We start from the raw sequence: 25,586 nt of genomic DNA on the forward strand, positions 1-25,586 counted from the left end.
CATGGCCCGTGTCTGTTCGTCGGCAAGCCGGTGTCTGGGGGATGGCGTCAGCGCAGGTGACGTCCGCTGCGCCACCAGAAGATGGCGCCCAGAAAGGCTCCCGAAGCGCTGAACAGCAGCATCGCGGGCAGATAGCGGGCCACGCCGGGGGCGTTGGTTGAAAGGCTGATGAAACCGGAAAGCAGGCTCTTCACCACCGCAATGGTGGGCAGGGCGGCCAGGGCGCCGCACACCAGGTAGATCGGCAGGCGGTGCCAGGTGAACCGCTGGGCCAGCCAGAAGAACAGAACACTGGGCAGGGCGGCGCTGATCCCGATCACCACCGTGCTCAGCAGCAGCACCACCACGTAGAACGATATCGAGCCGCCCAGGTCGCTCCACGGATCCCGGTTGGAGACCTGCAGTATCACGCAGACCGTGAGCGTCAGTACCAGGGCCAGCGCCGCGACGCCGATGAAGTAGGTGGCGACCCAGTCACTGGGTTGTACGGTTCGAACAGGGAGGGAAGGCTGGGACATGGTAGGCAATGGCTGCAGGTTGAGGATGACCACCCCAGGCTATCGGTAAGCGCGCTGGTGGACTGTGGAGTTTGCGTGGTTTTTTTGCGACGAAGGCTCACGGGCGGATGACGCCGGGGGAGCAAATCACTTATACAAGCAGGGCTGTGATCCATGTTGGCGTCAGTCACCCAGAAGGAGATGGAGATGATCAAGTTCCTCAACGTAACCGAGTTGCCCCGTACCCCTGTGCATTGCCACGCCGGCTCCGTCAACGGAGCGATCAATGCCTGGGAGCTGAAAAATCGGGCTCTCAATACGAAGGGGTTTGTTTCATGTCTAAAGAATTACTCGGAGTTTCTGCTGTAGGGCTGATGGTGCTGGGCGAGTTCTGCGCCATCTACAGTGAAGTGGTGGTCGCGCGGCTGGCCCATGCCGGCAACACGGGGAGCAGCGGACTCTTGGTGCCGGTGCTGATCATGTGCCTGGGTGGCCTTTGCCTGCTGGCGGCCTACTGGCTGGGATACATGGCGGTGGGGGATATCTGGATCGTCACCGTGGTCTCGGTGACTTCGCTGCTGCTCCTGGAACCGCTGGTGATCTGGGCGCTGTTCCAGCAGATGCCCGGGCGCGGTGCGCTGATCGGCTTCTGCCTGGGCGCGCTGGGCATGTTGTCCGCCGTGTTCCTGTAGCGCGGATCTCGCAGGCCGGGCCTGGCAGGTCAACTGCCGGGCCTGCGACCTTTCAAGCCCGGTCCCGGGCGAAGTAGCGACTGGGCGCCTGCCCCAGGAGCTTGCGAAACACCCCGGTGAAGGCGCTCGGGCTGCTATAGCCCAGGCGCACCACCGCGGCCAAGAGGCAGGCTGGCCGCCCCGGCAAGGCGCGGCAGCAGTGAAGGGGCGCCCTGTGGCCCTGTTCAACCTGAGCCAGGGCGTCGCCCTTGGCACCGCGTCGCTGGCGATCCGGTTCCGCGTGCTCCCTGGCCCGCTGACGAAGCGCCGCGATTTTCAGAAGGTCGTTCAGGCACTGTTCAGTGGTCGCTCCGGCAACATTGCCTGCTTCCCGCCGAGCCCAGGCACCGGCACTTTCTGGTAGAGCGAAGATGGTTCGAGAAAAGCGTTTCGGTGCAGAGTCCTGGGCGGTATACCTGGTGGCGCTGGTGTTGTTCACCTGGGGCATCTGGGACGAGCAGCCCCAGGGCTTCGATGGGCGTTGGGCACTGTTTCTGCAGGAGATGTTCCGTCACGGCGCCAGTTTGTTTCCCACCACCTATGGCCAGCCCTATCCGGACTACCTGGGGACTGCGACTTTTTTCAGCTACCTGTTCGCCCAGGTGTTCGGCGCCCCCAACCACCTGGCCAATATCCTGCCCACGGCCCTGGCGTCGGCCGGGGTGCTGGCCCTGCTGTATCGCTTGCTGGCGCCCCAGGGGCGGACCTGGGCCCTGCTTTCGGTACTGCTCACGGCGCTGACCAGCCAGTTGCTCGACAAGTCGCGTTCGGTTTGCCTGGACCAGATGATTTCCCTGTTGTGCCTGGGCGCCTTCTACCTTTTGCACTCCGGCGAGCAGCTGGGCTCGCGGTGGCGACAACTGGCGGTGTTGCCGCTGCTGGTGCTGGCTTTTGCCATCCGCGGGCCCCTGGGGTTGGTGGAGGTGTGTGGCGTGATCTGCTTCTACTGGTTGCTGGGCGATGCTCGTACCCCAGAAGCGCGCAAGGCGATGTTCATGCGTGTAGTGGGTTACGGCATCGCGGGGCTCGCGCTGCTGGCCGGCTGCTGGTGGCTGCTGATGAAGCTTGCCTATATCAGTGGCGGTGACGGTTTTGTCCAGCAGGTCTACGGCATGCAGGTGCGTGGGCGCCTGGATGAGAGCGGCGAGCCGTTCTACTTCTACTTCCAGCTGTCGCTGTACCGTTACTTTCCGGTCGTGCCCCTGGCCCTGGCCACGCTCTGGGTGCTACGGCGCCAGTGGGCCCGACGCCATGTCGATGCGCAGTTGCAACTGGTGCTGCGCCTGGGGGCTTGTGGCCTGATGATCTTGTTCGGGCTTTCTGTGCCGAGTTTCAAGCGCGCCTACTACATCCTGCCCATGGTGCCGATGTTCGCTGCCGTGGCGGCCTACGGCCTGCTCAACGCCAAGGGATGGCTGGCCCGCGTGGGCCAGGGCTACCAGTGGCTGGTGGCCTTGTTGCCGGGGCTGTGCATCGTGGTGCTGTTCATCCTGCGCCATAGCTGGCACAAGCACGGCTACTGGCCGCCGGTGTCGATGCCGTTGCTGGTCGTCATCTTCGCCTTGCTGCAAGTGCTGGCGTTGTACCACTGGCGGCGCACCATGGCAGACCGGGGACGCCGCCTGGTGTTGCTCAGTGGCCTGGCCCTGGCGGCGCAATGGCTGCTGCTGGTATCGGTGGTGGATCCGGCCAAGGACTTGCAGTTCGATACCCAGGGCTTCGTCTCCCAGGTCGAGCGCTTGCGGGCCGAACGGCCCGGGCCGCTGGTGTTCTTCAACCTCGGCCAGGACACCTGGGCGGTGCGCTACATGATGAACCTGGACTATGACGAACGACCGCTGTTCGTCATGGACGACGCCGTGCAACAACTGGATCGGCTGCCCCATGGCTCTTGGGTGATTGTCGCGCGCAAGGAACGCGGACAACTCCAGGGCACTGCGCTGGAGCACCTGCAGCCGGTGTACGAGGGGCGCTTGAACGATAATCCCTGCCTGGTGTTCAAGTTGCCCTAGCGCCTTGGCAGCCGGCGCGCCACAACGTAATTTGGCCCTTTGACCAGGGCCAGGCAGGGAGCGCTCATGCAGTGTCAGGTACGTGAAGCCGCAGCGGCCGATGCCCCGCGGATCAGCCAGGTGATCCTGGCGGCGCTGCTCACCAGCAATGCCCGGGATTACCCGGCAAGCGTGAACGAACGGGTCCGGCACAGTTTCACCGCCGCCGGGGTGCTGCAGCTGATGCAGCGCCGGCGGATGTTCGTCGCCTGGGTCGATGGCGTGCTGGTGGGCACCGCCAGCCTGGACGCCAATGTGGTGCGTACCATGTTCGTCGAGCCCTCCTGGCATAAGCGCGGTGTCGGCCGGCACCTGATGACCGTCTTGCAGCAAGCGGCCAGGGAGGCCGGCGAGCAGTCGTTGATCGTCCCGGCCTCGATCACCGCCGAAGGTTTTTATGCGCGCCTGGGGTTTCGCACGGTGCGCGAGCAGTTCGACGGCCAGGAGCGGACCCTGGTCATGGAGCGCCCGCTTTGAGCAAGGGCGATAAAAAAGCCGCGCCTTCCGGGGGAGGGCGCGGCCGGGTCGTATCCGGGTCAGCCGATCAGCGGATCGCCACCGGGTTGATGTTGACCTGGGTCGAGCCTTTGTACAGCGGTTGGCCGAGGACGAACATGAACTCCCAGGCCTTGTCCCGGACCAGCGCCCGGCTGTCGATCAGCTCCAGGTTGTAGATGCCGTTCTTGGCCAGCATGTACTGGTTGACCGGGAACTCCTGGCCATCTTTGGCCGGGTAGATTTCCGAGGCCCAGGTGTCGCCGCCGAAGGCCACGATCTGCTTGTCCACCAGCCACTTGGCGGCCTCCATGCCGATACCGGGCTCGACCGCGAGGAATTTCTGGTTGTCCTTGCCGATCAGCTCCAGCCAGCCGGTGTTGAATAGCACCACGTCACCCTTGCGGATGCTGACGCCCTGCAGGTCCAGGGCTTTCTGGATATCGGCGACGGTGAACTCGGTCTTCTCCGGGACGATGGCCTTGCCGTAGACGGCGGTCATGTCCAGCACCACGCCCCGGGTCACGATCGGCGGCACTTTCTCGATGCCGAGCTTCTTCACGCCCTCGACGCTGACGAAGTCCGCCGCACGATTGCCGTTGTAGTAGACGTTGTCGATACCGATGTGGCCGATCCCGTTGAGCTGGGTGCCGACCCCGGTCCAGCCCACCACCAGTTCATCGTTGAAGGTGAACTTGTTGGGCCCCAGGGAGGTACCGCCGGCTTCGCCGGGTTGCACGTTGGTCAGGTGGAAGCTGCGGTGGCGGAAGGCCGGCAGGTTCTTGTCGATGGGCACCGCCAGCGGATAGGTCTTGCCGGTCTTGATCAGCTTCGCGGCATCGAGCACCGATTGGGCATCCAGCAGGTTGACCGCGCCGATCTCGTCTTGCGCGCCGTATTTGGAGGGGTACCACTTCTGGGTATCGGCGGCATGGGCCGCACCGATGGAAAACACCAGGGTGAAGGGCAGGATCAAGCGATTGAACATGGGAAAGTCCTTGGCAGGTTGCAGTGGGGCCAAGGTACGTGGCGCGGCCTGGGGGAAACAGGCAGGTATGCTCAATACAGTTGTTCGTAGAAGTCAGCAATAGCGGCTGGAATCCGTATCGCCGATGGTCAGGAGCCGCTTTGCCTGGGTCCTGGAATGCAACTGGTCTGAGTCGCTTTGATTTTTTTGTAGGTAATGTATACGTTACTTTTACATTTGATTGTTACGTATATAGAACATGGATCATGCACTCATTACATTGCGTCTAGGTGAGCAGATTCGCCAGCGCCGCCTGAACCGCGGGTTGACCCAGGCCAGCTTGGCCTCCCTGGCGGGCATTACCCGGCAGAAAGTCATAACCATCGAAAGGGGCGATTTGTCGGTGGGCATGATGGCGTACGCACGAGTACTGGCAGCTCTGGACTGTGAGTTCACTCTGATGCCTGCCGCCATGCCCACGTTGGACGAGATCCAGGGAGTGTTCGAGTGATGCCGGCCATGCTGCAAGTTGCAACGCCAGAGGGTGGGAGCGGAAAGGTCTTCAATACCGCCGGGGACTATCTGTTTCGCTACCACGAAGACGCCGTGGCCCAGGCCGCTATCAGTCTGTTGATGCCTGTGCGCCTGGAGGAATACCGCTACCGCGAACTGCACCCGATTTTCCAGATGAACCTGCCGGAAGGTTATGTTCTGGAGCAGTTGCGCAACCGTCTGGCCAAGTTGGTGAGCATCGATCCCATGTTGCTGTTGGCCCTGTCTGGCAGCAGTTCTCCCATCGGCCGGGTAATGGTGCACTCCCCTGAAATCGATGCGCTCTTGCAACGCCAGCAGTTTGCCGGAGAACGGCTTGAGGAAATCCTGGCCTGGGACGGTACCGAGGATATTTTCGCTGGCCTGGTGGATCGCTACATCCTGCGCGCCGGTATCTCGGGTGTTCAGCCCAAGGTGCTGGTGCCTGAGCAGCAGGACGCCATGCCAGCGCGTTTTACCTCGAAGACTTCCGACTTGATCATCAAAAGTGGCCGGGATGAGTTTCCAGGGCTGGCGATCAACGAATTTCTTTGCATGTCCATGGCCCGGGAGGCGGGGATTGCGGTTCCGGAGTTCTATCTATCCGCCAACGGCAAATTGTTCGTCATGCGTCGCTTCGATCGGGACGAGCGGCTCGACCCACTGGGGTTCGAGGACATGGCTGCGCTGATGGGGCTGGGCACCGAACAGAAGTACAGCAAGAGTTATTCGGCGATTGCCAAGGCAGTCCGCCTGTTCTGTGCGCCCGAGCACGTGCGGGGCTCGTTAGACCAGTTGTTTGCCATGGTAAGCCTGAGTTGCATCGTGGGTAATGGCGATGCCCACCTGAAGAATTTTGGCCTGTTGTACTCCGATCCTACCCAGCGCAACGCACGGCTTGCGCCGGCCTACGACATCGTCAATACCACCGCGTACATTCCGGAAGATGTCCTTGCACTGGATCTGCTTGGCAACAAGTCTCTGTTCTCTTCGCGCCAAGGCTTGCTGGAATTTGCCAGGGTCTGTGATGTAGCGCGGCCCGAAGAGGTCATTCGCGAGCAGCTACAAGTTGTGGAGCGGGTGTTGGCCCGTTCGCCAGAATGGGTTGAACAAGCACCGCAGGTCGTCGCCGCAATCAGGCAGTGTGCCGAGCCGTTCATGAGAACCTTCGGCTAGCTCCAGGCACACGCTGGCAGCCCCGATAGCCACTGAGCTGCCAGAAACTCAAGCTTCCCCCCGCAATTCTTCCACATCGATCTTCTCGTCGCCGATCCAGCGCCGGGCGCCGCAGCCGTTGCGCGAGTAGATATCCCCCGGGTTGTTCATCTTGCAATGGTCCATGGACATGCAGCCGCAGCCGATGCATTCCTCCAGGCTCATGTTCAGCCGTTCCAGCTCGGCGATGCGCTGTTGCACCCGGGCTTTCCAGGTGGCGGACAGGCGTTGCCAGTCTTCGCCCATGGGGGCGTGGTTGTTGGGCAGGCCGTCGAGCTGCTCGCTGATTTCCTCCAGGGAGAAGCCCACCCGCTGGGCGAACACTATGTAGGCCACGCGCCGCAGCACCGAGCGTGGATAGCGCCGGTGGCCGCTGCCGGAGCGGGCTGAATTGATCAGCCCGCGGGACTCGTAGAAACGCAGCGCCGAGGCGTTGACTCCGCTGCGTCGGGCGATTTCGGTGATGGTCAGGTGAGGATCGCCTTGGGAATACATGCTCGCTCCTGGGAGGGCTTTACTTAAAGTTGACTTTAACTTGTACCGTGCCGGCAGCAAAAAAACCAATGTTCGATTGTCGGGGAGTGCATGTTCGTGAATTCAGCCCAGCGAGTTCTCTACCGGGCCCGTGGTGTATCGCGAGGTGTGGCGTTGTACGGCGTGGTCCTGGCCTTGGCGGCCTGTGGTGAAAGCAAGGCGCCCCCGGCGGCGCAGGCTCCGGAAGTGGAGGTCAGTACCCTGGCCTTGCGCAGTATCCGCGAGTGGGACCAGTTCAATGGGCGCATCAGTGCGGTGGACACCGTCGACCTGCGGCCACGGGTCAGTGGTTATGTCGACCGGGTGGCGTTTCGCGATGGTGAACAGGTGCGCCAGGGCCAGGTGCTGTTCGAGATCGATCCGCGGCCTTACCGCGAGGCCCTGGCCAGCGCCGAGGCGCGCCTGCAGCAGGCCCAGGCTTCGCTGCGCCTGGCCAAGGCCCAGGACCAGCGCGGCCAGGCGCTGGTTCGCCAGGCGGCGATTTCTCGCGAGGAGGGCGATATCCGCAGCGCCTCCCTGGGCCAGGGCCAGGCCCAGGTCAATGCGGCCATCGCCGATGTTGCCATGGCCCGGCTCAACCTGGGGTTCACCCAGGTGCGGGCGCCGTTCGCCGGGCGCGCCGGGCGGGCGCAGATCACCGCCGGCAACCTGGCCCAGGCCGACCAGACAGTGTTGACCACGGTGGTGTCCCAGGACCCGATATACGTCTACTTCGATGCCGACGAGCACAGCTTCCTGCGCTACAGCGACCAGGCCGTGGCGGGTGCCCGCCCGGGGCTGGCCCATCAGGTGCGGGTCGGCCTGGCCAGCCAGCGCGACAGTTTTCCCTTCAGTGGCCAGGTGGACTTCCTGGATAACCGGGTGGATGCCACCACCGGCACCATCCGCGCCCGGGCGGTACTGCCCAACCCCGACGGCAAGCTGACCCCCGGGCTGTATGCGCGGGTGCGCCTGGAGGGCGCCGGGGAAACCCAGGCGCTGCTGGTGGACGATCGCGCGATCCTCACCGACCAGAACCGCAAGTACGTGTATGTGCTGGGCCCGGAGGACAAGGCCGTGCGCAAGGACGTGACCCTCGGGCGCTTGCTCGATGGCTTGCGGGTGATCGAGTCGGGCCTGGCCCCAGGCGACCAGGTGGTGGTCAGCGGCGCGCAGAAGATCTTCTACCCCGGCATGCCGATCCGCCCCAAGGAGGTGGCGCCGCCCGTCGCGAAGCCGTCGTTGAGCCCTGATGCCCCGGCGTTGTCGGCCCACTGACGGAGACGGAACATGGATTTCTCGAAGTTCTTCATCGACCGGCCGATTTTCGCCATTGTCTTGTCGATCATCATTTTCGCCCTGGGGCTGATCTCGATCCCGCTGCTGCCCTCCGGGGAATACCCCGAGGTGGTGCCGCCCAGCGTCATGGTCCGCGCCACTTATCCTGGCGCCAACCCCAAGGAAATCGCCGAGTCGGTGGCGGTGCCCCTGGAGGAGGCGATCAACGGCGTCGAAGGCATCATGTACATGAAGTCGGTGGCCGGCTCCAACGGCACCCTGGCCCTGACCGTGACCTTCAGCCCCGGCATCGATCCGGACGCCGCCGCAGTGCGGGTGCAGAACCGCGTCAGCCAGGCGTTGTCACGCTTGCCGGAGGAGGTGCGGCAATACGGCGTCACCACCCAGAAGCAGTCGCCGACCCCGCTGATGTACGTCAGCCTGTATTCCAAGGAAGGCCACTACGACTCGCTGTACTTGCGCAACTACCTCACCCTGCACGTCAAGGATGCGCTGTCGCGCCTGCCCGGCATCGGTGATGTCGGGGTCTATGGCTCCGGTGACTACGCCATGCGCCTGTGGCTGGACCCCGATGCCCTGGCGTCTCGCGGGTTGACGGCGGCCGACGTGCTGAGCGCCGTGCGCGAGCAGAACGTGCAGGTCTCGGCGGGCCAGCTGGGGGCCGAACCATCGCCGCAGAAGGCCGATTTCCTGTTGTCGATCAACGTTCGCGGACGCCTGCGCAGCGAGCAGGAGTTCGGCGATATCGTGCTCAAGTCCGGCAGGGACGGCCAGGTGGTGCGGTTGTCCGACGTGGCGCGCATCGAGCTGGGAGCTGGCGACTACACCCTGCGTGCCTCCCTGGATGGCAAGGAGCAGGCCACCGTGGGCATCTTCCTGCTGCCGGGGGCCAACGCCCTGCAGGTGGCCGATGCGGTCTATGCCAAGTTCGACGAGCTGGCGCAGACCTTCCCCGAGGACGTGGCCTACAAGGCGATCTGGGACCCGACGGTGTTCGTCCGCGAGTCCATCGCCGCGGTGCAGCACACCCTGATCGAGGCGGTGATCCTGGTGGTGCTGGTGGTGATCGTGTTCCTGCAGACCTGGCGGGCTTCGATCATCCCGCTGCTGGCGGTGCCAGTGTCGATCATCGGCACCTTCGCCTGGCTCTATCTGCTGGGGTACTCGATCAACACCCTGACGCTGTTCGGCATGGTGCTGGCCATCGGCATCGTGGTGGACGACGCCATCGTGGTGGTGGAGAACGTCGAGCGCTTCATCGCCCAGGGCCTGCGCCCGCGGGAGGCCGCGCACCGGGCGATGAAGGAGGTCTCCGGGCCGATCGTCGCCATCGCCCTGGTGCTGTGCGCGGTGTTCGTGCCCATGGCCTTCCTCTCGGGCGTCACCGGGCAGTTCTACAAGCAGTTCGCGGTGACCATCGCCATCTCCACGGTGATCTCGGCGATCAACTCGCTGACCCTGTCGCCGGCGCTGGCGGCCAAGCTGCTCAAGCCCCACGATGCCCCCAAGGACCCCCTGGAACGCTTGATCCAGCGCCTGCTGGGCGGCTTCTTCAAGGTCTTCAACCGCTTCTTCAATCGCAGCTCCGAGCGCTACCAGGGATCGGTCACCGGGATCCTGCGTCATCGCGGCAGTGTCTTCGCGATCTACGGCCTGTTGCTGGTGGCCACGGTCTGGCTGTTCCAGATCGTGCCCGGCGGTTTCATCCCGACCCAGGACAAGCTCTACCTGTTCGCCGGCACCAAGCTGCCCGAGGGGTCGTCGCTGTCGCGTACCGACGAGCTGACGCGCAAGGTCATCGAGACCGCCCTGAGCGTGGAAGGCGTGGACATGGCGCCGGCCTTCAGTGGTCTGAATGCCTTGCAGGGGGTGAATACGCCCAACGTGATGGCGGCGTACATCATCCTCAAGCCGTTCGACCAGCGCACCCGCAGCGCCGCTCAGATCAACGCCGAGCTCAACGCCAAGCTGTCGCAACTGCATGAAGGCTTCGCCTATGCGCTGTTGCCGCCGCCGATCCAGGGCCTGGGCAACGGCTCGGGCTACGCCTTGTACCTGGAGGATCGCGAGGGCCTGGGCTACGGCGCCCTGCAAGGGGCCATGAGCGCCTTCCAGGCGGCCGTGGCCCGGACCCCGGGCATGAGCTTCCCGGTGAGTTCCTACCAGGCCAACATTCCCCAGCTGGAAGTGCAGGTCGACCGGGTCAAGGCCAAGGCCCAGGGCGTGGCCCTGAGCGATGTGTTCAACACCTTGCAGGTCTACCTGGGCTCGGCCTACGTCAACGACTTCAACCTGTTCGGGCGGGTGTACCGGGTGATGGCCCAGGCCGACGCCCGTTATCGCCAGAGCGCCGAGGACATCGGCGCGCTGCGGGTACGCAACGACCGGGGCGAGATGGTGCCGCTGGCGGCGATGATCACCGTCACCCACACCTTCGGCCCGGACCCGGTGGTGCGCTACAACGGCTACCCGGCGGCGGGGATGATCGGCGATGCCAACCCCAAGCAGCTCTCCTCGGCCCAGGTCCTGGTCAAGTTGCAGGAGATCGCCGACCAGGTGCTGCCCAAGGGCATCGTCCTTGCGTGGACCGACCTGAGTTATCAACAGGTGACCCAGAGCCATGCGGCGCTGGTGGTCTTCCCCCTTGCGGTGATGCTGGTGTTTCTGGTGCTGGCGGCGCTCTATGAAAGCTGGACCCTGCCCCTGGCGGTGATCCTGATCGTGCCGGTGTGCATGCTGGCGGCGCTGAGCGGGGTATGGCTCAGCGGTGGCGACAACAACGTGTTCGTCCAGGTCGGGCTGGTGGTGCTGATGGGCCTGGCCTGCAAGAACGCGATCCTCATCGTCGAGTTCGCCCGGGAGCTGGAAGCCCAGGGCTGGGGTATCGTCGACGCGGCGCTGGAGGCCTGCCGCCTGCGTCTGCGGCCGATCGTCATGACTTCGGTGGCCTTCATCGCCGGGGCGGTGCCGTTGCTGATCGGTACGGGCGCCGGTAGCGAGATCCGCGCTGCCACCGGGATCACGGTGTTCTTCGGCATGCTCGGGGTGACGCTCCTGGGCTTGTTCCTGACCCCGGTGTTCTACGTGACCCTGCGCAAGCTGGCCGGTGGCTCGGTGCATGCCCTGGCGCAGGCCGAGCCGGTTCAGCCGTAGGGCTGCCTGGCGCAACGAGACAGCGGGTGCCTTCGGGCACCCGCTGTCGGTTCAGGCCGGGCTTTTGTGGCTTGTACCGAGCCTATCCGAGCTGGTGCCTTACGCCAGCGCCAGCCGCCGTGGGCGCAGCCAGCCGATGATCACGGCGGCGATCAGCAGGAAACCCAGGTAGCCGAAGAACGGGTAGACCTGGCCCACCAGGCTGATGAAGCCCACCAGGCTGCCGACGAAGGCCAGGGCCCCGGCCAGGATCGAGCCGATGCGGAACTGCCGGGTGCCGGCGGGCAGCAGGCGGGCGGAGAAGGAGTACAGGGTGCCGACGGCGGTGTTGAGGATCATGCAGAAGATGATCAGCGCCATCAGCAGGCCCAGGGTCGGCGAGACTTCGCTGGCGATCGACAGCATCGGCATCGGCAACTGCGCCACGCTGTCCAGGCGCGACAGCAGGCCCAGGCTCATCACCAGCATCAAGACGCCCAGCAAGGCGCCACCAAGGATGCCGCCCCACATCGCCTGTTTCTCACCCTTGGCCGCACCACCCATGATCGCCAGGATCGGCACCCCGGCGACGATGTTGTAGGAGACGTAGAGCAGGGCGCCCAGCAGCCAGTGGCTGGCCCCGGCCTGTTGCTGGCTGGCCAGGTGGTCGAGTTGCTCGAAGTCCAGGTGGCGGGTCGCGGCGCCGTACAGGGCGATGCCCACGGCGGTGATGATGAGGAACGGGGTCACCGCGCCGATCATGCCGATCACCTTGTGTACGTCCAGGCAGACGATGGCCACCACCACCAGGGTCACCAGCACGCTGCCGGTGATGGCCGGGATGCCGAACTGCTGCTCCAGCAGGGCGCCGCCACCGGCGAGCATGACCACGGTCACGGCGAACATGAAGAAGGTGATCATCAGGTCCACCAGGGCGCCCAGGTGCCGGCCGCACAAGGCATGCACCACGTCCTTGTGCGAGGCAGCCCGCAAGCGGCTGCCCAGGCTGGCCAGGGCCATGCCGAGGAAGGTGAACAGCGCGGCGCTGACCACGGCCCCGAGCAGGCCCCAGACACCGAAATCGACGAACATCAGCAGCAGCTCCCGGCCGGAGGCGAACCCCGCCCCGACAATCACACCGACGAAGGCGCCGGCGATCTTCAGACTTTCTTTCATGACGATTGGCCTCGGATTGTTCTTGTTATGTAAGGAGGACGCCACGGCGCTGGAGGGCCGTGGTCATCCTGGGCATCGCACTTGAAGGTTGGGCGGGTGGCTCAGTTGTCCCCGACCCAGACCTGGACTTCGATCTCTACGTCCACGCCCAGCGCCAGTTGCGCAGCGACCGTGGAGCGCACCGGGAAACCGTTCTTGAAGTAGCCCTGGTACACCTCGTTGAAGCCGGCGAAGTGCTGCATGTCGGTGATCCAGACGGTGCTTTTCACCACCTGGTCGAAGCTCGCGCCGCACTCGGCCAGGGTGTCGCCGATGCGCTGCATGGCCGCGTCGGTCTGGACGCGAATATCGCCACGTACCACTTCGCCTTCGGCGCTCATGGGGATCTGCCCGGAGAGAAACAGGAAGCCGCCGACCCGGATCGCCCTGGAGAAGGGCAGGGGCAGGGAGCTGGGGTAACGCTGGATTTCGTTGGACATGGAGTATTCCTCGTGGACGGGGTTTGGATTAACGCAAGCGTGCCGGGGCCAGGCGCTGCGGGTCGACGCCCTGGCCCAGCAGTTCTTCGGGGACCGGTTGGCCGAGCAACAGGGCACAGGCCAGTTGCGAGACACCGGCGGCCGACTGGATGCCGTAGCCGCCCTGGGCCGCGAGCCAGAAGAAGCCTTCGCGGTCGTCGTCCCAGCCCACCACCAGGTCGCCATCGGCGACGAAGGAGCGCAGGCCGGCCCAGCTGTGGCGCGGACGGCGGATGTTCAGCGAGGTGGCGTTCTGGATGTGGTAGATGCCGGTGGCGATGTCCAGCTCCTCGGGCATCACGTCCTGGGGCGGTACCGGGTCGGCGTTGGCCGGGGAGCCGAGCAACTGGCCGGCATCGGGCTTGAAGTAGAAGCTTTCGTCGATGCCGATCACTGCCGGCCAGCGGCTGAAGTCGGTGTCTTGTGGACCTTCGAAGATGAAGGCGCTGCGCCGGCAAGGTTGCAGGCCCACGGGCGCCACGCCGCACAACCGGGCCACCTCGTCGGCCCAGGCGCCGGCGGCGTTCACCAGGCTGCGGGCCTGCACCTGCCGGCCATTCTTGAGCCTGAGGAGCCAATGGCGGTCTTCGCGGGTGGCCTCGACCATCTGCGCGTCGCACTGCAAGACCCCGCCGGCCCGGCGCATGGCCCGCAGGAAGCCCTGGTGCAGGGCGTGCACGTCCAGGTCCTGGGCAGCGGTTTCCAGCATGGCGCCAGCGATGGCCTCGGGACGCAGGCAGGGCACCAGCGCCTGGGCCTGGTCGGCGTCGATCAGGCGCACATTGGCCGAGCGGGCGCGGGTTTCCTCGTAGGTCTGCTGCAATTGATCCAGCTGTTCGTGGTTGGCGACGTACAGGCAACCCCGGGGTTCGAGCAGCGGGTGCTCGCTGAAGCCTTCCGGAGGCCGTTGATAGAAGGCCCGGCTGGCGCGGGTCAGGGCCTGGATCTGCGGGGTGCCGTAGGCCTCCATGAACATCGCCGCCGAGCGCCCGGTGGCGTGATAGCCCGGCTGCGATTCGCGTTCCAGCACCAGCACGCTGGCCTGGCCGGCCAGGCGGTAGGCCAGGGAGGCTCCGGCGATACCGCCGCCGATGATGACGAAATCGAAGCATTGGGTGTCGTGCATGGCGAACTACCTTCATTGTCCGGAAAAGGGTTGCGAGATAAATTCTCGCATACGAGAAATCTAAGATATGAGAATTTTCCAGTCAACCGGAGATCATGGGGTAATATTTCGCCATTGGCCCCGGCTCCTGTCGCGGCAGTCCTTATCCGCCTGACAGAGAGCCTCCATGAGTGCCGACCGAGCCCAGCCCGCCTCGTGCTCCCCCGCCCATCCACTGACCGACCGGACCCAGGTCGGCGCGCGCCTGCGCAGCATCCGCAAGGCGCAGAAATTGACCCTCAAGCAGCTCTCGGAACGTTCCGGCGTGGCGCTGTCGACCTTGTCGAAAATGGAGCTGGCCCAGGTTTCGGTGAGTTATGAAAAGCTCGCGGCGGCGGCCCGGGCCCTGGGTGTGGACATCGCCCAGCTGTTCGCCCCGTCGGCCATGGCCAGCCGGGCGGTGCAGCCCACGGTGGTCAGTACCACCATCGCCGATGCCCCGGGCTACAGCACCGGCAACTATGACTACCACCCCATGGCCGGCGACTTTCCCGGGCGCAACATGACGCCCATGTATGCGCGGATCTTCGCCCGTGAGCTGCAGCAGTTCGAGGACTACATCCGTCATCCTGGGCAGGAGTTCGCCCTGGTGCTGTCCGGGCGGGTGCGCATCCAGTTCGAGACGGGGGAGCAGGTGAGCATCGGGCCGCAGGAAACCGCCTACTTCAACAGCAGCATCGGCCATATCTACCTGACCGAAGGCGTGGAAGACGCCGAGGTGATGGTGGTGATGTCCGAGCGCTGAGCCCGGCGCCTGCCAGCCCAGGCCGCGGGAGGCCTGGGGCGAGGGGGAGATCAGCGGGCCAGGGATTCGTCGAGGAATTTCACCACGGTGCCCATGCAGGCCATGCGCTCCTCGATGTGGGGCATGTGGCTGGAGGCTTCGAACAGCGCCCAGCGAATATCCGGCACGAGATCCAGGAACGGCTTGACCACGGTTGGCGTGGCTTCGTCGTGGCGCCCGGAAATCAACAGGGTCGGCACCTTGATCCGGTGCAGGCCATCGACGATGGACAGGTCCCTGGTGTTGCCGATGATGTGGAATTCGTTGGGGCCGGTCATGGCGTGGTAGACGGTCGGGTCGGCATCGACCTGGGCGAAGGTGCGCGCCACTTCGTCCGGCCAGGGGCTGATCCGGCACACATGGCGGTCGTAGAACACCCGTGATGCGGCGAGGTATTCGGCGGCCCCGTAGTTACCGACCCGCTCGTGCTCGAGCAGCGTCTGCTGCACATCCTCTGGCAGGAGCTGGCGCAGGCGATTGGCCTCCTCGACCCAGGTGCGCATGTCCGCCGGGGAGTTGGCGACGATCAGCGCGCGCAGGCCGGCCGGCTGCCGGGCCGCATGGGCACTGGCCAGCATGCCGCCCCAGGACTGCCCCAGCAGCGCGTAGTCGTTGCTGATACGCAGGTGGTCGAGCAGGTTGTCCAGTTCCTCGAGGAACAGTTGCAGGTTCCAGAACGCAGGGTCTTTTTCCGGCAGGTGGGTCGAGTGGCCGTTGCCCAGTTGGTCGTAGTGGATCACTGGGCGCCCGCTGCTGGCGATGTCGCTGAAGGCGTCGAGGTAGTCATGCGTGCAGCCCGGGCCGCCATGGATGATCACCAGCGGCGTGTAGCCGCTGTCCAGGTCGCCGGTGATGCGATACCAGGTCTGGTAGGGACCAAAAGATGCAAAGCCTTCGCGTGTTGCGAGAAATTCCATTTCATGCCGCTCTGTGAAAAACCCTGCAACACAAGATACCGGGAGGCGGTCACCGGGATAACTAGAGAAACAGATAGGTTTTTGCCGGCTCAGCTATCCAGGAGGCGGTAGTGGGTCGCCCTGACCACGGCCTGGACCCGGTTCTTGGCACCCAGCTTGTGCATCGCCGAGGTCAGGTGCAGGGTGATGGTGGCCAGCGAGCGGTTCAGGCGGCTGGCGATTTCGGCCGCTGTCAGCCCGTCGGCCGCGAGTTTCAGGCACTCGCGCTCGCGTTTGGTCAGGTGGATCCGGCAGGCCGGGGACTCCTTGGCCAGCAGCGGGAAGGCCGCCTCCTGCAGGGCGTGGGAGATCAGGGTGAAATCCCCCAGGGCCTGGCGGGCATCGGCGAGGGAACTGGCGCTGGTGTCCGAGCGCAGCCCCGTCAGGGTGGCGAAACCGCCCTTGGGCAGATGGATCGGCACCGTGACCCCGCAAGTCATCTGCGAATCATGCAGGTAGCTGATCACGGGCGCATGGTTGCGGTCCATGAACCGCTGCAGCACCGTCTCGTCTTCCGGGCGATAGGACCAGGCAAAAGGGGAAACGGCATCGACCGCCACGTGCTGGACGGGATCGATCTGGTAGAAGCCTTCCTGGCACCAGAGCGACTGCCAGTCATCGGGGGTGTTGCGCAGCCTGACCACCGAAGGGGTGAGCAATATTCCCTCGTGGTCCAGCGGTACCGGACTGTAGTCGTAGACCAGGGCATCGAAGCCCAGCGCCTGGGCCATGCGCAATACGTTGTCCATCTGTTCGTCCAGGCTCCTGCCGGACACGAGACGGGCATTGAAATCAGACAGCTTGGTCTGCATCCATTCAGCTCCCTTGGCAATTTCAATCCTGAAATCGGGCCGGTAGAATGCCACGCCCGGACAAAGGACTGCCAGACCAAACCTATAGGAAATACTAGGTTATGGACGTACGGCTTCCTCGGTAAGGTTTCGCCAAAAGGGCATTGACCAGATGGAGAACAAGGATGTGGCGTGAAGTCGAGCCAGACCAGCGATACGAAGTGCAAGTCGATGGTCACAAACTGGTGGCCTATGGCTTTGGCGAAGGCGATGAGGTGCTGTTGTGCCTGAACGGCGGCCCGGGCCTGCCCTGCGATTACCTGCGCGATAGCCATGGCTGGCTCAAGGAGCATGGGTTGCGGGTGATTGCCTTCGACCAGCTGGGCACCGGCGCCTCGGACCGGCCCACCGATCCGGCGCTGTGGGATATCGGCCGCTACGTGGCCGAGGTAGAGACCGTGCGCCAGACCCTGGAGCTGGGCCAGGTCCACCTGCTGGGGCATTCCTGGGGTGGCTGGCTGGGGATCGAATACGCTATCCATCATCCCCAGGCCCTCAAGACCCTGATCCTGGAGAACACCGCCGGCGACCTGCCGCACCTGTCCCTGGAACTGGAGCGCCTGCGCAGCGCCCTGGGTAGCGAGACCGTGGCCATGATGCAGCGCCACGAGGCCATGGGCACCCTGGATCATCCCCAGTACCAGGCCGCGGTCACCCTGCTCAACTACCGGCACGTGTGCCGCCTGGAGCAATGGCCGGCACCGGTGAACCGTTCCCTGGGCGACTGGAACATGGGGCCGTACGTCACCATGCAGGGCCCCAACGAATTCCTCTATACCGGTAATCTCAAGGACTGGAACCGCATCCAGGAGATGGCCAGCTTCCAGATGCCGGTGCTGATCACCACCGGCCAGCACGACGAGCTGACCCCGGCCTGCGCCATGCGCATGAAGATGGCGCTCAAGGATGCCCAGTTGCATGTCTTCCCCAACAGCAGCCATATGCCATTCTACGAAGAACCCCAGGCCTACTTCCCGGTGTTGCTGGACTTTCTGCAGCGCCACCGGAGCTAGTGCATGAACCTGGCGCGTTATCGCTTCATCCTGTCGCGCCCGCTGCAGCTGTTGCCGGTGTTGTTCGGCATCAGCCTGATCACCTTCGTGCTGGTGCGCTCCATTCCCGGCGACCCGGCACGGGCGTTGCTGGGCTCGCGCAGCACCCCGGATGCGTTGATCAAGATCCGTGCCCAGTACGGCCTGGACCAGCCGTTGTGGCTGCAGTACTTCTATTTCCTCAAGAACCTGCTCAAGGGCGATCTCGGCCAGTCGCTGCTGTACAAGGTCGATGCCCTCAAGCTGATTGCCAGCCGCATCGAGCCGACGCTGTTGCTGGTGTCCGGCAGCGTGTTGCTGGCGCTGTTGATCGCCATTCCCCTGGCCACGCTGGCGGCGCGCAACAAGGGCGGCTGGAGCGACCACCTGATCCGCCTGTTCACCACCGCTGGCCTGGGCATGCCGGCGTTCTGGCTGGGGATCATGCTGATCCTGCTGTTGAGCGTGCAGTTGGGGCTGTTCCCGGTCTCGGGTTATGGCCGCACCCTGGCCGACAAGCTGCACCACATGGTCTTGCCGTGCCTGACCATTGCCCTGGCGCTATCGGCGGTACTGGTGCGCAACCTGCGGGCCAGCATGCTCATGGAGCTGCAGGCCGACCACGCCACTGCTGCCCGGGCCCGAGGCTTGTCCGAAGGGGCGATCTTTCGCCGGCATGTCTTGCCCAACTCGCTGGTGCCGGCGGTCAACCTGCTGGCGGTGAACATCGGCTGGCTGATCAGCGGCACGGTGGTCATCGAAAGCCTGTTCGCCATTCCCGGCATCGGCCAGTTGCTGGTGCGTGGCATCTTCACCCGTGACTACATGGTGGTGCAGGGCGTGGCCATGGTGCTGGCCTGCGCCACGGTGCTGGTCAACTTCCTCGCCGACGTGGTGACGGTGGCGATCGATCCCCGGGTGAACATGCGATGAGCGTCCAGGCCTCGATCCCCGCCGGGCGCCTGGGCCTGGGCTTGCGCAATGGCCGGTTGGCCATGGTGCTGGGCCTGGCCATCGTCGGCGGCTGGTTGCTGCTGGCGCTCTGCGCGCCGTGGGTCGCGCCTTTCGATCCGATCGCGCAGAACACCGATATCCGCCTGTTGGCGCCGAGCCTGGCCCATCCCTTTGGCACCGACAACTTCGGGCGCGACATCCTCTCCCGGGTGATCTGGGGGGCGCGCATCGACTTGCAATTGGCGGTGATCGGCGTGTTGTTCCCGTTCCTCATCGGCACTTGCATCGGCGCCTTGGCCGGTTACATCGGCGGGCGTTTCGACACGGTGTGCATGCGCTTGATCGATGTGATCCTGGCCTTCCCGTTCCTGGTGCTGATGCTGGCGATCATGGCCATCCTCGGGCCGGGCCTGAGCAACTTCTACATCGCCATGGCCCTGGTGGGCTGGGTGTCCTACGCGCGGCTGATCCGCTCGCAGATCCTGGTGCTCAAGCACAGCGATTTCGTCCTGGCGGCCAAGAGCCTGGGGTTCGGCCATGGGCGCATCCTGTTCCGCCATTTGCTGCCCAATGCGCTGTTCGGCTCGATCGTGTTCTCCATGTCCGACGCGGTGCTGGTGCTGCTCAATGGCGCAGCGGTCAGCTACCTGGGCCTTGGCGTGCAGCCACCTACCGCGGAGTGGGGCACCATGGTCGCCGAGGGCCAGAGCTTCATCACCTCGGCCTGGTGGCTCTGCACTTTCCCGGGATTGGCCATCGTCACCCTGGCCATGGGCTTCAGCCTGTTGGCCGACGGCATCGCCGAGCACTTCGGTGGGCGCCCATGACCTCGCCGGTATTGCGTGTCGAAGAACTCAGCGTGATAGCCCAAAACGATGGCCGTGAGGTCACCCTGGTGGATCGCTTGTCATTCGACCTGGCCGAGGGCGAGATCCTTGGCCTGGTGGGCGAGAGCGGCTCGGGCAAGACCATGGCCTGCCGGGCGCTGATGCGCCTGTTGCCGGCGACCAACCTGCGGGCCCAGGGCAAGGCCGTGCAACTGGCCGGCCAGGACTTGCTGCAACTGGATGAGGCCGGTATGCGCAGTGTGCGCGGTCGGCGCCTGGGGATGATCTTCCAGAACCCCAGCAGTCATCTCGACCCGCTGATGCGCATCGGCGAGCAGATATCCGAGGGTATCCGCCTGCACCAGGGCGCCTCCAGGCGCGAGGCGCGGGCCAAGGCCATCGATGTGCTGCGCCAGGTAGGCATTCCCGACCCGCAGCGGCGGATCGACAGCTACCCCCACGAGTTTTCCGGCGGCATGCGCCAGCGGGCGATGATCGCCGTGGCCCTGGGCTGCAATCCCCAGGTGCTGATCGCCGACGAGCCGACCACGGCCCTGGACGTCACCGTGCAGGCGCAGATTCTGCGCCTGCTTCTGGACCTGCGCGACCGGCATGGGCTGTCGATCATCATGATCACCCACGACCTGGGCGTGGTCGCCCAGACTTGCGATGCCATCGCGGTGATGTACGCCGGCCGGCTCTGCGAACACGGCGACAAGCAGGCGCTGCTGGCCCATCCACGACATCCCTATACCGCGGCGCTGATCGGTTGCCAGCCGACCCATGGCGCCGGTGAAGCCCGGCTGCGTACCATCGCCGGCCAGCCGCCGTTGCTCGATGCCCTGCCGGCGGGTTGCCGTTTCAATCCCCGCTGCCTCCAGCCGGGCAGCCGTTGCGCGCAGGCGCTGCCGGACATGCAAGCCCTGGGGCAGGGCACGCGGGTGGCCTGTCATTACCCGTTGCTGGCTGGAAACCCGTCATGAATCTGCTGCAAGTGAAGGACCTAGAGGTGCGCTTCGCCGCTCCCGGCACGGGTTTGTTCGGTTTCAAGCCTCAGTGGCTGCAAGCGGTCAACGGGGTGTCGCTGCACCTTGCCCCCGGGGAAATCCTGGGGCTGGTGGGCGAGTCGGGCAGTGGCAAGAGCACCTTGGGCCGCGCCATCCTGCGCCTGAATGACATCCACGCAGGCCAGGTGCTGTTCGATGGCGTGGACGTGACACGCGGCCGCAAGCTGGATATCCAGCACTTGCGCCGGCAGACCGCGATGATCTTCCAGGACCCCTATGCCGCGCTCAACCCACGCCTGAGCATCGGCCAGGCCATCGCCGAAGTGCTGCGGGTACAGGGCGTGATCGCGGCGCCGTTGATTGCGCGCCGGGTCGACGAGTTGCTGACCCTGGTCGGGCTGCGCCCGGAACTGGCCGGGCGCAAGCCGGGCGAGCTCAGTGGCGGCCAGTGCCAGCGTGTGGGGATCGCCCGGGCGCTGGCAGTGGAACCGCGCTTGATCGTCGCCGATGAATGCGTGGCGGCGTTGGACGTGTCCATCCAGGGGCAGATCATCAACCTGCTGCTGGAGCTGCGCGAGCGCATGAACCTGGCGATCCTGTTCATCGCCCACGACCTGGCGATCGTCCAGCGCCTGTGCAGCCGGGTGGCGGTGATGTATCTGGGGCAGATCGTCGAGCAAGGGCCTACCGATGCGGTGTTCGGTGCCCCACGCCATCCCTATACCGCTGCGTTGATCCAGTCGATCCCGCATATCGACCCCCATCGGCCTTTGGCGAGCGAACCCTTGCCGGGTGAGCCACCCAGCCCGTTGGCACTGCCAGGCGGCTGTGCCTTCCACCCGCGCTGCCGGCAGGCCCGATCCACCTGCGCCGCAACACCGCCACCCCATCGAGACCTGGGTGGGCACAGCTACCGTTGTGTGCTCGCCGAACCCGTGCTTTGAAATACGTTCATCAAAAAGGAGTTTGACCATGCGTTCGAAACACCTGCGGTTGTTGACCGCCGCCACATTGACCCTCTGTTCGTTGGCCGCCGGTATCGCCCAGGCGGCGGGGGTGCTGACCATTGGCTGCCGCGAGGAAAGCACTACCTTCGACCCCATCAAGAGCGCGCAGAACCGCGACAGCTGGGTCTTCGCCAACGTCTACGACGTGCTGGTGCGGGTCGACAACACCGGCACCAAGCTGCTGCCAGGCCTGGCACAAAGCTGGCAGGTGTCTGCCGACGGCCTGACCTACACCTTCAAGCTGCGGCCGGCCAAGTTCTCCGACGGCTCGCCGATCACTGCTGGCGATGCCGCGTTCAGCCTGCTGCGGATTCGCGACAACAAGGGCTCGCTGTGGAGCGATTCCTACAAGATCATCGACAAGGCCCAAGCCACCGACCCGCAGACCCTGGTGGTGACCCTCAAGGCACCGTCCGTGCCTTTCCTCGCGCAACTGGCCACGCCCAACGTCTCGATCCTGTCGCAGAAGGCCATGGAGAAACTCGGCGAGGACGCCTATGCCCAGGAGCCCGTGGCCTCGGGTGCCTTCATCGTCAAGGAATGGCTGCGCGGCGAGCGCGTGGTGCTGGAGAAGAACCCGCACTTCTGGCAGGCCGACAAGGTGAGCCTGGATGGCGTGGAGTGGATCTCCATCCCGGACGACAACACCCGCATGCTGAAGGTCCAGGCCGGCGAGCTGGACTCGGCGATCTTCGTGCCGTTCTCCCGGGTCGAGACCCTGAAGAAAGACCCGAACCTGGTGATCCACATGGACCCTTCCACCCGTGAAGATCACTTGTTGATCAACCACGATCACGGCCTGCTGGGCAAACCCGAAGTGCGCCAGGCCCTGGACATGGCGATCGACAAGAAATCCCTGGTCGACACCGTGACCTTCGGCCTGGGCCAGGTGGCCTATTCCTACATCCCCAAGGGCGCGCTGTATCACAACGCCAACAACCCGCAGCGCCCCTATGACCCGGTCAAGGCCAAGCAACTGTTGAAGGATGCCGGGGCCTCGGGCCTGAAGCTCAACTACGTGGTCAATGCCGGCAACGAGGCCGACGAGCAGATCGCCGTCCTGGTCCAGCAGCAACTGGCTGCCGTGGGCGTGACCGCCAACCTGCAGAAAGTCGACCCGACCCAGAGCTGGCAGATGCTGGTGGACGGCGACTACGACCTGTCGGTGATGTACTGGACCAACGACATCCTCGACCCCGACCAGAAGAGCACCTTCGTCCTCGGGCACGACACCAACATGAACTACATGACCCGCTACAAGAACGACAAGGTCAAGGCCCTGGTAGCCGATGCCCGGGTCGAGGCCGACCCGGCCAAGCGCCAGCAGATGTACACCGAGCTGCAGGCCATCGCCAAGCAGGACACCCACTGGATCGACCTCTACTACAGCCCGTACATCAACATCTCGCGCAAGAACATCGAACACTTCCAGCAGAGCCCGCTGGGCCGTCTCTCGTTGGAGGAGACGGTGAAGAACTGAGGGTGATGGACGATGCAGGGAGAGCGCTCAGCGTTGTCCCAGCATGATCGCCTGGAGGGGGCGGTGCCGTTTGGGATCGCCCTTGATTTTCAAGGTCTCCAGGGGAAAAACTGCCATAAAGCTGTCATTTCTTTGCTAATCCTCTTTCACTGCAAGCACTGTCCGATAAGCTTGCCTCTCATGGGTCGGCTTAGTCGGAAAAGCTAAGCGTATTTGGCGATTAAAAGGGGACAATCTGTACGCCAATCAACGCCATTTAATACCAGGCAGCGCTCTATCTCGCTTTGTCAAAAAAGCCCTACTGCCCTTGTTGATCGGGGCTGTAGGGCTTTTTACATTAATACCCGAGCACAATCGGCGTATGGTTATTTCCTTTCGCCCCAAAGCTGCCCTTCGAAAAATACACAAACTGTGACCTGAGGTGGAAGTTAGCCGGCTTGAATTTGATACATTGGCTTACGGACAACATCATCCCCTGTGCTGACGATGACCGCTTTCCAGGATTTTAGGGAATTTATTGTGAGCATTAGAGACAAGATCTGGCAAATTTTCGGCCCCACGATCTTCAACAGACCACTTTTCTATTCATACCCTGGCGGCCTGCGCTTTGAACTTTCTGAAGGGGGAAGCGCGACCGAGCAGTTAAGGGTGGCGCTTCGTAAGTCCAAAGTGATTTGTAAGGATATCTTTGTCGACGACCATCCTATAGCCGCTTGCCTACGCATCTACTCCGACAATAATCGCTTCCTCCATCGGAGAAGCATTCTCGCGCTCAAGCATGCAGGCATTAACATTCCTGCTGAGCGATGGTTATGGAGCGAGGAAAGGGATAAGGATGATTGGTGTGATGAGTCAGAGCCGGATTACTGGTTGTACCTTGCCTTTGAGGCTTCTGCTGGGTCGCTTGATGCTCTACTGACTTGTGCGCTGGTAAAAGATCTGGACTTAGGTACCTATCCTTACTGCGATTTATATTTATTCAATTTGAGAAAAGGCATCGTGGCATTTCCCTATGATGATAGAGGCATGGATGTCGTTGGCCCCAACACAGTGGCCCTTCGTAATCTTTACAATGCGCATCATAAATATCTGCTGAATTACGATCGGACAATAATGGAAAAGACGTTTGGCTCAGTTGCAAAAAAATATGGAACTTCCAGCGTCAAAACCTCTTTGTAGGATAATGAGGATTTTACTGCAAGCTGCCCACGCCAAGAGTAGCTTGGGGCGATAGCGGAATGCCAACAACTAGCGGGTGTGATTCGCTAATAGAAAGCTAGAGAATCGAGAATCCGTCACCAGGCATATTTTCAATATGCCTCGCCTTCGTCACCTTCAATGCTGGCTGCGAGTGCCGTCGCAATTTCCTTGGCCTTTATGATCGCCTCATTACTGTAGGCGAAGGAAATCTGTCTCCTGCGATAATCGAAGATATACTGTTGCTGTGTGAGTGGATCTGTCCAAGTTGCTGAATTTTTCCCGCTGGAAACGATGGTTTCACCGGTGACGGGATTTTTGCGAGCCAACTCATTTTCTAGCCTCAGTGATGGATCACTTGTGCAAAGTAATTGCCATTCTTCAAGAGCTATTTCCGTCGATCTGACAATATGGATTTCGTAGGCCATAGGTATATCGTCTCCTGGCTTGGCTGTTTGTGCGGCATCTGAATCTCAGAGGCAGCTGAGGCTAGCGACTGATGGCAATGCTGTCGAGGGACTCTTTCTAGCTGTTTGCTGCCCTACGCTGGAGCGCCCTTGACGCCGGCGACAAACAGGCCTGGGCCATCGATGAGCGTGCCGAGCGCGACAAAAGCAGGCCCGGCAGAACTCAATCAACAAGGCGGTGCAGGAGCAGGGACGGGCAACGAAAAATCGATACGCGATCGCTGATGCTGTTGTCGCTCGCTCTACTGCTGACAGCCTGCAGCGGGCCGTCGACGATCTCACCGAGCGTCTCAAGCGTACGACCCGCAGCAATTCCTGCACTGCCGCCGCAAGCGCGGCAGCAACCCGCACAGCCCTGGGGTTTGCCGAGCTGTTCAAGCGCACTGACGCGCGAGCGGGAGACCTGGCAGCAGATGCTGATCAAAGCCGGGCAAGGGGAATGACATGTGAGCAGGCCTACGAGAGCTTGGCGAGTTAGCAGCCAATCGCTGGACTGAAAGAGTGAACCCTGCTCGTTAGCGGTATGTCACAAAAATATCATGATGCCGTCGGCGTACAGCTGGACTAGGAGATGTTGTGCAGAAGGAAAAGCTAATGAGAGAACTCCAGGCTTGTTCCGCTTTGGCGCTCTGGGTTTGTGGCGTTGCTCTAGCAACCGTCGCGTGGCATCAGTTGCTTGCCTAATGCTGCGATCACTGAGCCACCAGTGTCGCTATACCTTAAGCGTAGAGTGCT

The 25,586-nt window shown here is 63.4% G+C and carries 26 protein-coding genes and 1 pseudogene; 17 read left to right on the forward strand and 10 right to left on the reverse strand.

Features of this window, described 5'->3' with window-relative positions:
- Positions 1–47: 47 nt before the first annotated feature.
- Positions 48–518: a hypothetical protein gene (locus CAG11_RS26475; protein ID WP_085599030.1), complete on the reverse strand. Its 471-nt coding sequence runs from the start codon at positions 516–518 to the stop codon at positions 48–50.
- A 353-nt stretch (positions 519–871) separates the two neighbouring features.
- Between CAG11_RS26475 and CAG11_RS26485 the strand changes: the two genes are divergently transcribed.
- The gene (locus CAG11_RS26485; RefSeq protein ID WP_022638973.1) at positions 872–1,189 is read left to right on the forward strand and encodes a hypothetical protein; all 318 of its coding nucleotides are present in this window, start codon (positions 872–874) and stop codon (positions 1,187–1,189) included.
- A 52-nt stretch (positions 1,190–1,241) separates the two neighbouring features.
- On the opposite strand, the pseudogene CAG11_RS34200 reads toward CAG11_RS26485, so the two are convergent.
- A pseudogene (locus CAG11_RS34200) lies at positions 1,242–1,361 on the reverse strand (AraC family transcriptional regulator); the annotation flags it as partial.
- 42 nt (positions 1,362–1,403) lie between these two features.
- Between CAG11_RS34200 and CAG11_RS26490 the strand changes: the two are divergent.
- The 3 genes from CAG11_RS26490 (at position 1,404) to CAG11_RS26500 (ending at position 3,756) form a co-directional block, all read left to right on the forward strand.
- Positions 1,404–1,592, forward strand: a complete 189-nt coding sequence (locus CAG11_RS26490; RefSeq protein ID WP_143494770.1) for a hypothetical protein — start codon at positions 1,404–1,406, stop codon at positions 1,590–1,592.
- Positions 1,593–1,599: 7 nt separating this feature from the next.
- Entirely contained in the window at positions 1,600–3,240 is a 1,641-nt protein-coding gene (locus CAG11_RS26495; RefSeq protein WP_085598944.1) for a glycosyltransferase family 39 protein, read from the forward strand.
- 66 nt (positions 3,241–3,306) lie between these two features.
- Positions 3,307–3,756: a GNAT family N-acetyltransferase gene (locus CAG11_RS26500; RefSeq protein ID WP_085598946.1), complete on the forward strand. Its 450-nt coding sequence runs from the start codon at positions 3,307–3,309 to the stop codon at positions 3,754–3,756.
- A 67-nt stretch (positions 3,757–3,823) separates the two neighbouring features.
- On the opposite strand, the gene CAG11_RS26505 is transcribed toward CAG11_RS26500, so the two are convergent.
- Positions 3,824–4,762, reverse strand: coding sequence for a cyclase family protein (locus CAG11_RS26505; RefSeq protein ID WP_085598948.1), 939 nt, complete (start codon positions 4,760–4,762; stop codon positions 3,824–3,826).
- Between the two features lie 238 nt (positions 4,763–5,000).
- Here CAG11_RS26505 and CAG11_RS26510 point away from each other — a divergent pair, with 238 nt between their 5' ends.
- On the forward strand, positions 5,001–5,252 hold the full coding sequence (locus CAG11_RS26510; protein ID WP_022638979.1) for a helix-turn-helix transcriptional regulator: 252 nt from the start codon (positions 5,001–5,003) through the stop codon (positions 5,250–5,252).
- Positions 5,252–6,448: a type II toxin-antitoxin system HipA family toxin gene (locus tag CAG11_RS26515; RefSeq protein ID WP_022638980.1), complete on the forward strand. Its 1,197-nt coding sequence runs from the start codon at positions 5,252–5,254 to the stop codon at positions 6,446–6,448. Before CAG11_RS26510 ends, CAG11_RS26515 begins: the two co-directional genes overlap by 1 nt.
- A 48-nt stretch (positions 6,449–6,496) precedes the next feature.
- On the opposite strand, the gene soxR is transcribed toward CAG11_RS26515, so the two are convergent.
- Positions 6,497–6,982, reverse strand: a complete 486-nt coding sequence (gene soxR / locus CAG11_RS26520; RefSeq protein WP_022638981.1) for a redox-sensitive transcriptional activator SoxR — start codon at positions 6,980–6,982, stop codon at positions 6,497–6,499.
- A 96-nt stretch (positions 6,983–7,078) separates the two neighbouring features.
- Between soxR and CAG11_RS26525 the strand changes: the two genes are divergently transcribed.
- Entirely contained in the window at positions 7,079–8,278 is a 1,200-nt protein-coding gene (locus CAG11_RS26525; protein ID WP_256578740.1) for an efflux RND transporter periplasmic adaptor subunit, read from the forward strand.
- A gap of 12 nt (positions 8,279–8,290) precedes the next feature.
- The gene (locus CAG11_RS26530; RefSeq protein WP_085598952.1) at positions 8,291–11,452 is read left to right on the forward strand and encodes an efflux RND transporter permease subunit; all 3,162 of its coding nucleotides are present in this window, start codon (positions 8,291–8,293) and stop codon (positions 11,450–11,452) included.
- A 99-nt stretch (positions 11,453–11,551) separates the two neighbouring features.
- Here the strand turns inward: CAG11_RS26530 and CAG11_RS26535 are convergent, their stop codons facing one another.
- The 3 genes from CAG11_RS26535 to CAG11_RS26545 all read right to left on the reverse strand — a co-directional run bounded on the left by CAG11_RS26535 (position 11,552) and on the right by CAG11_RS26545 (position 14,251).
- Positions 11,552–12,607, reverse strand: a complete 1,056-nt coding sequence (locus CAG11_RS26535; RefSeq protein ID WP_085598954.1) for a hypothetical protein — start codon at positions 12,605–12,607, stop codon at positions 11,552–11,554.
- A 101-nt stretch (positions 12,608–12,708) separates the two neighbouring features.
- The gene (locus tag CAG11_RS26540; protein ID WP_022638986.1) at positions 12,709–13,086 is read right to left on the reverse strand and encodes a RidA family protein; all 378 of its coding nucleotides are present in this window, start codon (positions 13,084–13,086) and stop codon (positions 12,709–12,711) included.
- Between the two features lie 28 nt (positions 13,087–13,114).
- A complete protein-coding gene (locus CAG11_RS26545) occupies positions 13,115–14,251 on the reverse strand; it encodes an FAD-binding oxidoreductase (RefSeq protein WP_085598956.1) in 1,137 nt (378 codons plus the stop codon).
- Between the two features lie 166 nt (positions 14,252–14,417).
- On the opposite strand from CAG11_RS26545, the gene CAG11_RS26550 reads away from it, so the two are divergent.
- Positions 14,418–15,035 carry a helix-turn-helix domain-containing protein gene (locus tag CAG11_RS26550; RefSeq protein ID WP_085598958.1) on the forward strand — a complete coding sequence of 206 codons (618 nt, stop codon included), beginning with the start codon at positions 14,418–14,420 and terminating at the stop codon, positions 15,033–15,035.
- Positions 15,036–15,085: 50 nt separating this feature from the next.
- On the opposite strand, the gene CAG11_RS26555 is transcribed toward CAG11_RS26550, so the two are convergent.
- Together CAG11_RS26555 and CAG11_RS26560 are read right to left on the reverse strand one after the other, a co-directional pair.
- A complete protein-coding gene (locus CAG11_RS26555) occupies positions 15,086–15,991 on the reverse strand; it encodes a proline iminopeptidase-family hydrolase (protein WP_085598960.1) in 906 nt (301 codons plus the stop codon).
- 89 nt (positions 15,992–16,080) lie between these two features.
- Positions 16,081–16,842, reverse strand: coding sequence for a LuxR family transcriptional regulator (locus CAG11_RS26560; protein ID WP_022638990.1), 762 nt, complete (start codon positions 16,840–16,842; stop codon positions 16,081–16,083).
- A gap of 164 nt (positions 16,843–17,006) precedes the next feature.
- Here CAG11_RS26560 and CAG11_RS26565 point away from each other — a divergent pair, with 164 nt between their 5' ends.
- From CAG11_RS26565 to CAG11_RS26595, 7 genes are all read left to right on the forward strand, one after another.
- The gene (locus CAG11_RS26565) at positions 17,007–17,894 is read left to right on the forward strand and encodes a proline iminopeptidase-family hydrolase (RefSeq protein WP_085598962.1); all 888 of its coding nucleotides are present in this window, start codon (positions 17,007–17,009) and stop codon (positions 17,892–17,894) included.
- Between the two features lie 3 nt (positions 17,895–17,897).
- Positions 17,898–18,845, forward strand: coding sequence for an ABC transporter permease (locus tag CAG11_RS26570; protein ID WP_022638992.1), 948 nt, complete (start codon positions 17,898–17,900; stop codon positions 18,843–18,845).
- Complete coding sequence (locus CAG11_RS26575; protein ID WP_085598964.1) at positions 18,842–19,693, forward strand: ABC transporter permease; 852 nt, start codon at positions 18,842–18,844, stop codon at positions 19,691–19,693. Before CAG11_RS26570 ends, CAG11_RS26575 begins: the two co-directional genes overlap by 4 nt.
- Positions 19,690–20,676, forward strand: a complete 987-nt coding sequence (locus CAG11_RS26580; RefSeq protein ID WP_085598966.1) for an ABC transporter ATP-binding protein — start codon at positions 19,690–19,692, stop codon at positions 20,674–20,676. The genes CAG11_RS26575 and CAG11_RS26580 overlap by 4 nt, the downstream gene beginning before the upstream one ends.
- Positions 20,673–21,644 carry an ABC transporter ATP-binding protein gene (locus tag CAG11_RS26585; RefSeq protein WP_085598969.1) on the forward strand — a complete coding sequence of 324 codons (972 nt, stop codon included), beginning with the start codon at positions 20,673–20,675 and terminating at the stop codon, positions 21,642–21,644. The genes CAG11_RS26580 and CAG11_RS26585 overlap by 4 nt, the downstream gene beginning before the upstream one ends.
- Positions 21,645–21,672: 28 nt before the next feature.
- The gene (locus tag CAG11_RS26590) at positions 21,673–23,187 is read left to right on the forward strand and encodes an ABC transporter substrate-binding protein (RefSeq protein WP_022638996.1); all 1,515 of its coding nucleotides are present in this window, start codon (positions 21,673–21,675) and stop codon (positions 23,185–23,187) included.
- A gap of 519 nt (positions 23,188–23,706) precedes the next feature.
- Positions 23,707–24,366, forward strand: coding sequence for a DUF3885 domain-containing protein (locus tag CAG11_RS26595; protein WP_158091442.1), 660 nt, complete (start codon positions 23,707–23,709; stop codon positions 24,364–24,366).
- Positions 24,367–24,497: 131 nt separating this feature from the next.
- Here the strand turns inward: CAG11_RS26595 and CAG11_RS26600 are convergent, their stop codons facing one another.
- Entirely contained in the window at positions 24,498–24,812 is a 315-nt protein-coding gene (locus CAG11_RS26600) for a hypothetical protein (RefSeq protein WP_085598973.1), read from the reverse strand.
- 217 nt (positions 24,813–25,029) lie between these two features.
- On the opposite strand from CAG11_RS26600, the gene CAG11_RS26605 reads away from it, so the two are divergent.
- Complete coding sequence (locus CAG11_RS26605; protein ID WP_256578739.1) at positions 25,030–25,329, forward strand: DUF2514 family protein; 300 nt, start codon at positions 25,030–25,032, stop codon at positions 25,327–25,329.
- Positions 25,330–25,586 lie beyond the last annotated feature (257 nt).

It is taken from the genome of Pseudomonas sp. B6(2017), from assembly GCF_002112765.1.
GTDB lineage: Bacteria > Pseudomonadota > Gammaproteobacteria > Pseudomonadales > Pseudomonadaceae > Aquipseudomonas > Aquipseudomonas piscis.

Bases quoted from the DNA above. Each gene is read 5' to 3' on its own strand.
- CAG11_RS26565 (WP_085598962.1), top strand. From the start codon at position 17,007: ATGTGGCGTGAAGTCGAGCCAGACCAGCGATACGAAGTGCAAGTCGAT.
- CAG11_RS26510 (WP_022638979.1), top strand. From the start codon at position 5,001: ATGGATCATGCACTCATTACATTGCGTCTAGGTGAGCAGATTCGCCAG.
- CAG11_RS26515 (WP_022638980.1), top strand. From the start codon at position 5,252: ATGCCGGCCATGCTGCAAGTTGCAACGCCAGAGGGTGGGAGCGGAAAG.
- CAG11_RS26575 (WP_085598964.1), top strand. From the start codon at position 18,842: ATGAGCGTCCAGGCCTCGATCCCCGCCGGGCGCCTGGGCCTGGGCTTG.
- CAG11_RS26580 (WP_085598966.1), top strand. From the start codon at position 19,690: ATGACCTCGCCGGTATTGCGTGTCGAAGAACTCAGCGTGATAGCCCAA.
- CAG11_RS26560 (WP_022638990.1), bottom strand. From the start codon at position 16,842: ATGCAGACCAAGCTGTCTGATTTCAATGCCCGTCTCGTGTCCGGCAGG.
- CAG11_RS26505 (WP_085598948.1), bottom strand. From the start codon at position 4,762: ATGTTCAATCGCTTGATCCTGCCCTTCACCCTGGTGTTTTCCATCGGT.
- CAG11_RS26545 (WP_085598956.1), bottom strand. From the start codon at position 14,251: ATGCACGACACCCAATGCTTCGATTTCGTCATCATCGGCGGCGGTATC.
- CAG11_RS26550 (WP_085598958.1), top strand. From the start codon at position 14,418: ATGAGTGCCGACCGAGCCCAGCCCGCCTCGTGCTCCCCCGCCCATCCA.
- CAG11_RS26495 (WP_085598944.1), top strand. From the start codon at position 1,600: ATGGTTCGAGAAAAGCGTTTCGGTGCAGAGTCCTGGGCGGTATACCTG.
- CAG11_RS26585 (WP_085598969.1), top strand. From the start codon at position 20,673: ATGAATCTGCTGCAAGTGAAGGACCTAGAGGTGCGCTTCGCCGCTCCC.
- CAG11_RS26600 (WP_085598973.1), bottom strand. From the start codon at position 24,812: ATGGCCTACGAAATCCATATTGTCAGATCGACGGAAATAGCTCTTGAA.
- CAG11_RS26570 (WP_022638992.1), top strand. From the start codon at position 17,898: ATGAACCTGGCGCGTTATCGCTTCATCCTGTCGCGCCCGCTGCAGCTG.
- CAG11_RS26530 (WP_085598952.1), top strand. From the start codon at position 8,291: ATGGATTTCTCGAAGTTCTTCATCGACCGGCCGATTTTCGCCATTGTC.
- soxR (WP_022638981.1), bottom strand. From the start codon at position 6,982: ATGTATTCCCAAGGCGATCCTCACCTGACCATCACCGAAATCGCCCGA.
- CAG11_RS26475 (WP_085599030.1), bottom strand. From the start codon at position 518: ATGTCCCAGCCTTCCCTCCCTGTTCGAACCGTACAACCCAGTGACTGG.
- CAG11_RS26485 (WP_022638973.1), top strand. From the start codon at position 872: ATGGTGCTGGGCGAGTTCTGCGCCATCTACAGTGAAGTGGTGGTCGCG.
- CAG11_RS26590 (WP_022638996.1), top strand. From the start codon at position 21,673: ATGCGTTCGAAACACCTGCGGTTGTTGACCGCCGCCACATTGACCCTC.
- CAG11_RS26555 (WP_085598960.1), bottom strand. From the start codon at position 15,991: ATGGAATTTCTCGCAACACGCGAAGGCTTTGCATCTTTTGGTCCCTAC.
- CAG11_RS26535 (WP_085598954.1), bottom strand. From the start codon at position 12,607: ATGAAAGAAAGTCTGAAGATCGCCGGCGCCTTCGTCGGTGTGATTGTC.
- CAG11_RS26540 (WP_022638986.1), bottom strand. From the start codon at position 13,086: ATGTCCAACGAAATCCAGCGTTACCCCAGCTCCCTGCCCCTGCCCTTC.
- CAG11_RS26500 (WP_085598946.1), top strand. From the start codon at position 3,307: ATGCAGTGTCAGGTACGTGAAGCCGCAGCGGCCGATGCCCCGCGGATC.